2 tRNA genes and 2 rRNA genes are annotated in these 5,915 nt (G+C 55.8%); all 4 read left to right on the top strand.

The features are described 5' to 3' along the window. The first annotated feature begins 349 nt into the window (after nt 1-349). The 4 genes from MF134_RS23645 to MF134_RS23630 all read left to right on the top strand — a co-directional run bounded on the left by MF134_RS23645 (nt 350) and on the right by MF134_RS23630 (nt 5,893). Nucleotides 350-1,821: ribosomal RNA gene (locus MF134_RS23645) — 16S ribosomal RNA — on the top strand. 351 nt (nt 1,822-2,172) lie between these two features. After that, nucleotides 2,173-2,249, top strand: a tRNA-Ile gene (locus tag MF134_RS23640). 184 nt (nt 2,250-2,433) lie between these two features. After that, a tRNA-Ala gene (locus MF134_RS23635) sits at nt 2,434-2,509 on the top strand. 470 nt (nt 2,510-2,979) lie between these two features. Beyond that, a 23S ribosomal RNA gene (locus MF134_RS23630) occupies nt 2,980-5,893 on the top strand. The 16S and 23S rRNA genes sit together here with 2 tRNA genes alongside, the layout of an rRNA operon. Nucleotides 5,894-5,915 lie beyond the last annotated feature (22 nt).

Genomic DNA, 5,915 nt, shown 5'->3' with positions numbered 1-5,915 from the left:
CGTGTTCTTTGACATAGTTGGTATGGAGACGAGAAAGAGAAGCGTGGGCGGCGCGGGTTTTGCGGGCTTGCCTGGCCGGTATCCTTTCCGGTTTGGGTAAGTTTGTAAGAGACGACCTGGTTGTCACTTATGTTTCTCTTTTGAGATGAGAGGTCTCGTTCTTTGTTTGCCGAGATGGCCTGTAAGGGTTGTTTTGGCGTGAGGATGAGGCATGGCGTTCTGGCCGGCTGTTTCGCAGGATTGCGGATCGGCCTTTTGCGGTTCCGGTTTCGGCTGGTTTCGTGGGCTTGGATGCTGAAGTACTCTCGTCGATGCTTTGAGACAGTGACAGCTGGGACAACTCTTTATCAAACCTGAGAGTTTGATCCTGGCTCAGAACGAACGCTGGCGGCAGGCTTAACACATGCAAGTCGAACGATACAGTGGCAGACGGGTGAGTAACGCGTGGGAATCTACCCTTTCCTGCGGAATAGCTCCGGGAAACTGGAATTAATACCGCATACGCCCTCCGGGGGAAAGATTTATCGGGGAAGGATGAGCCCGCGTTGGATTAGCTAGTTGGTGGGGTAAAGGCCTACCAAGGCGACGATCCATAGCTGGTCTAAGAGGATGATCAGCCACATTGGGACTGAGACACGGCCCAAACTCCTACGGGAGGCAGCAGTGGGGAATATTGGACAATGGGCGCAAGCCTGATCCAGCCATGCCGCGTGAGTGATGAAGGCCCTAGGGTTGTAAAGCTCTTTCAGTGGGGACGATAATGACGGTACCCACAGAAGAAGCCCCGGCTAACTTCGTGCCAGCAGCCGCGGTAATACGAAGGGGGCTAGCGTTGTTCGGAATTACTGGGCGTAAAGCGCACGTAGGCGGACATTTAAGTCAGGGGTGAAATCCCGGGGCTCAACCCCGGAACTGCCTCTGATACTGGATGTCTCGAGTGTGGTAGAGGTAAGTGGAATTGCGAGTGTAGAGGTGAAATTCGTAGATATTCGCAGGAACACCAGTGGCGAAGGCGGCTTACTGGACCACAACTGACGCTGAGGTGCGAAAGCGTGGGGAGCAAACAGGATTAGATACCCTGGTAGTCCACGCCGTAAACGATGGAAGCTAGCCGTTGGAGGATTTATCCTTCGGTGGCGCAGTTAACGCATTAAGCTTCCCGCCTGGGGAGTACGGTCGCAAGATTAAAACTCAAAGGAATTGACGGGGGCCCGCACAAGCGGTGGAGCATGTGGTTTAATTCGAAGCAACGCGCAGAACCTTACCAGCTCTTGACATGCCACGACGGTTCCCGGAGACGGGTTCCTCCCTTTGGGCGTGGACACAGGTGCTGCATGGCTGTCGTCAGCTCGTGTCGTGAGATGTTGGGTTAAGTCCCGCAACGAGCGCAACCCTCGCCCTTAGTTGCCAGCATTCAGTTGGGCACTCTAAGGGGACTGCCGGTGATAAGCCGAGAGGAAGGTGGGGATGACGTCAAGTCCTCATGGCCCTTACGGGCTGGGCTACACACGTGCTACAATGGCGGTGACAGTGGGCAGCCAACCAGCGATGGTGAGCTAATCCCAAAAAGCCGTCTCAGTTCGGATTGCACTCTGCAACTCGGGTGCATGAAGTTGGAATCGCTAGTAATCGTGGATCAGCATGCCACGGTGAATACGTTCCCGGGCCTTGTACACACCGCCCGTCACACCATGGGAGTTGGTTCTACCCGAAGGTGGTGCGCTAACCGCAAGGAGGCAGCCAACCACGGTAGGGTCAGCGACTGGGGTGAAGTCGTAACAAGGTAGCCGTAGGGGAACCTGCGGCTGGATCACCTCCTTTCTAAGGACGATCCTTCACGGCGTTCGGTCCATCAGATCCTCGGATCTGGTCCACCGGACTTCCCGTATCGGATTGTTTTAGAACAAAGGTGCCGATAGTCAGTCGGTGCCGCTGAAATACGAAGCGCTCACGAAGCCGCTCTTCGGAACGGCCTACGGCGTGAAGGGCAAAGCCCCGCCGCCTTCGTTTCTCTTTCTCGTCTGGATGATGAATATCTGCCGAGCCAATTGTGCAGGATGTCATATTGCCTTCATGGGCGATTGGCATTTGCAGGCCGAACGGCCGTCACCGCTTTTGCGGTGCGCCCGCGCAGCCGATCGCGAAAGCGATCTGGCGTGAGCGAAAAGGCTTGGGCCCGTAGCTCAGTTGGTTAGAGCGCACCCCTGATAAGGGTGAGGTCGGTAGTTCGAATCTACCCGGGCCCACCATTCGACATGCACGGTTTGTGCGAGTTGGCGAATGGGTTGCGGTCGAATGGTTGTTTGTCGTGTCCTCACGGCCGAGCGCAGGCTTTGCCTGCTGGCTTCCGGACGGGGCGGCGAGCGATCGCCGACGACCGGTCGGTCTACGGGTGGTTCGTTCTGAACTGTCGGCAGTTAAGTGTAAGTTATCGGGGCCTTAGCTCAGCTGGGAGAGCATCTGCTTTGCAAGCAGAGGGTCATCGGTTCGATCCCGATAGGCTCCACCATCATCATCCAAAAGACGGGAAACAAAAAGTTTGCCGCATGGCCCATCGGGGCTCTGCGGCCTGTTCTCCTACCATCGTGAAGAGGAAGACGGATCTCGAAGGATCGTCGCCAAAGACCCGCAAGGGTCTGCCCCTTACTCGGGGGCGCCGCCAAGGCGGCACGCGCGGTTCTGTCGGCGAGAGGTTCTGGAAGAGGGTTCATCGCCCTTGTCCAGGTCATAACGACCTTTTGCCATTGATCGATGTTGCCTGACCGCACATCGTCGGGGTTCGTCTCAGAGAAGCTGGTCTTTCGCCAGTTGGGTTTAGCCACCCGACTGGCAGAATGGCACCGCTGCAGGACGTTCGACCGGGTTGCACACCCGCCGGATGTTTGCGGTGCCGAACCAAGAATGATCTGATCGCAATGGTCTCTCTCTTGGGTTCGTACGGTTCGCCGTGCGGGTCCGATGATCATTGACGATGAGAACGATCAAGTGTCTTAAGGGCATTTGGTGGATGCCTTGGCATGCACAGGCGATGAAGGACGTGATACGCTGCGATAAGTCATGGGGAGCTGCGAATAAGCTTTGATCCGTGAATTTCCGAATGGGGAAACCCACCTTCGACTACCGTTAAATTCTAACTGCTGAGCCGGTTGCGCCGGTGATTGTTGACCGCCCTTTGAAGGGCGTGCGGCAGCCACAGGCCGAACGGCCGTCGGGCCTGATGGCCCGCCCTCGCGGAGCCGATTGCGACAGCAATCTGGCGTGAGCAGCTAGAGTTAACGGTAGTCAACGAAGGTATCTAACCTTGAATCCATAGAGTGTTAGAAGCGAACTCGGGGAACTGAAACATCTAAGTACCCGAAGGAAAGGACATCAACCGAGACTCCGCTAGTAGTGGCGAGCGAACGCGGACCAGGCCAGTGGCCTCAGATGAGAGAAGCCGAACATGCTGGAAAGCATGGCGAGATTGGGTGACAGCCCCGTAGGCGCAATGCTCTTTGAGGTCCTTGAGTAGGGCGGGACACGTGAAATCCTGTCTGAACATGGGGCGACCACGCTCCAAGCCTAAGTACTCGTGCATGACCGATAGCGAACCAGTACCGTGAGGGAAAGGTGAAAAGCACCCCGACAAGGGGAGTGAAAGAGAACCTGAAACCGAATGCCTACAAACAGTGGAAGCCCGTGAGGGTGACCGCGTACCTTTTGTATAATGGGTCAGCGACTTAGTCTGGCGAGCGAGCTTAAGCCGATAGGTGGAGGCGTAGCGAAAGCGAGTCTGAACAGGGCGTTCAGTTCGTCGGATTAGACCCGAAACCGAGTGATCTAGCCATGAGCAGGCTGAAGGTGCGGTAACACGCACTGAAGGGCCGAACCCGCATCTGTTGCAATAGATTGGGATGACTTGTGGCTAGGGGTGAAAGGCCAATCAAACTCGGAAATAGCTGGTTCTCCGCGAAATCTATTTAGGTAGAGCGTCGGATGAATACTCCAGGGGGTAGAGCACTGGATGGGCTATGGGGGCTCACCGCCTTACTGATCCTAACCAAACTCCGAATACCTGGAAGTACTATCCGGCAGACACACGGCGGGTGCTAACGTCCGTCGTGGAGAGGGCAACAACCCTGACCACCAGCTAAGGTCCCCAAGTTGTGGCTAAGTGGGAAAGGATGTGAAGTTTCCAAAACAACCAGGATGTTGGCTTAGAAGCAGCCATCATTTAAAGAAAGCGTAACAGCTCACTGGTCTAATCAAGAGACTTTGCGCCGAAAATGTACCGGGGCTCAAGCCATACACCGAAGCTGTGGACTCATCTTTGATGAGTGGTAGCGGAGCGTTCCATAGGCCTGTGAAGGCGGACCCGTGAGGGCTGCTGGAGGTATTGGAAGTGCGAATGCTGACATGAGTAACGATAAAGGGAGTGAGAGACTCCCTCGCCGAAAGTCCAAGGGTTCCTGCTTAAAGTTAATCTGAGCAGGGTTAGCCGGCCCCTAAGGCGAGGCCGAAAGGCGTAGTCGATGGGAACCACGTTAATATTCGTGGGCCTGGTGGTAGTGACGGATTGCGTGTGTCGTATGGTCTTATCGGATTGATCATGCGGCGAAGCGGTCCCGGGAAATAGCTCCACCGTACAGACCGTACCCGAAACCGACACAGGTGGACTGGTAGAGAATACCAAGGCGCTTGAGAGAACTCTGCTGAAGGAACTCGGCAAATTGCACGCGTAACTTCGGAAGAAGCGTGACCTCTTCATACGCAAGTGTGGAGGGGTGGCACAGACCAGGGGGTAGCGACTGTTTATCAAAAACACAGGGCTCTGCGAAGTCGCAAGACGACGTATAGGGTCTGACGCCTGCCCGGTGCTGGAAGGTTAAGAGGAGAGGTGCAAGCTTTGAATCGAAGCCCCAGTAAACGGCGGCCGTAACTATAACGGTCCTAAGGTAGCGAAATTCCTTGTCGGGTAAGTTCCGACCTGCACGAATGGCGTAACGACTTCCCCGCTGTCTCCAGCAGAGACTCAGTGAAATTGAATTCCCCGTGAAGATGCGGGGTTCCTGCGGTCAGACGGAAAGACCCCGTGCACCTTTACTATAGCTTTACACTGGCATTCGTGTCGGCATGTGTAGGATAGGTGGTAGGCTTTGAAGCGAGGGCGCCAGCCTTCGTGGAGCCATCCTTGAAATACCACCCTTATCGTCATGGATGTCTAACCGCGGCCCGTCATCCGGGTCCGGGACAGTGTATGGTGGGTAGTTTGACTGGGGCGGTCGCCTCCTAAAGAGTAACGGAGGCGCGCGATGGTGGGCTCAGACCGGTCGGAAATCGGTCGTCGAGTGCAATGGCATAAGCCCGCCTGACTGCGAGACAGACAAGTCGAGCAGAGACGAAAGTCGGTCATAGTGATCCGGTGGTCCCGCGTGGAAGGGCCATCGCTCAACGGATAAAAGGTACGCCGGGGATAACAGGCTGATGACCCCCAAGAGTCCATATCGACGGGGTTGTTTGGCACCTCGATGTCGGCTCATCGCATCCTGGGGCTGGAGCAGGTCCCAAGGGTTTGGCTGTTCGCCAATTAAAGCGGTACGTGAGCTGGGTTCAGAACGTCGTGAGACAGTTCGGTCCCTATCTGCCGTGGGTGTAGGAGTATTGACAGGATCTGACCCTAGTACGAGAGGACCGGGTTGGACGTACCTCTGGTGGACCTGTTGTGGCGCCAGCCGCAGTGCAGGGTAGCTATGTACGGTCGGGATAACCGCTGAAGGCATCTAAGCGGGAAACCCACCTGAAAACGAGTGCTCCCTATCAGAGCCGTGGTAGACCACCACGTCGATAGGCCGGGTGTGGAAGCGTGGCAACATGTGAAGCTTACCGGTACTAATCGCTCGATCGGCTTGATCGTTCTCATTCGTCAATGATCATCG

The sequence above is a fragment of the Jiella marina genome, assembly GCF_024359545.1.
Lineage (GTDB): Bacteria > Pseudomonadota > Alphaproteobacteria > Rhizobiales > Rhizobiaceae > Jiella.
Note: the sequence above shows the minus strand (reverse complement) of the source record. Positions and strands in the feature narration are given on the sequence as shown.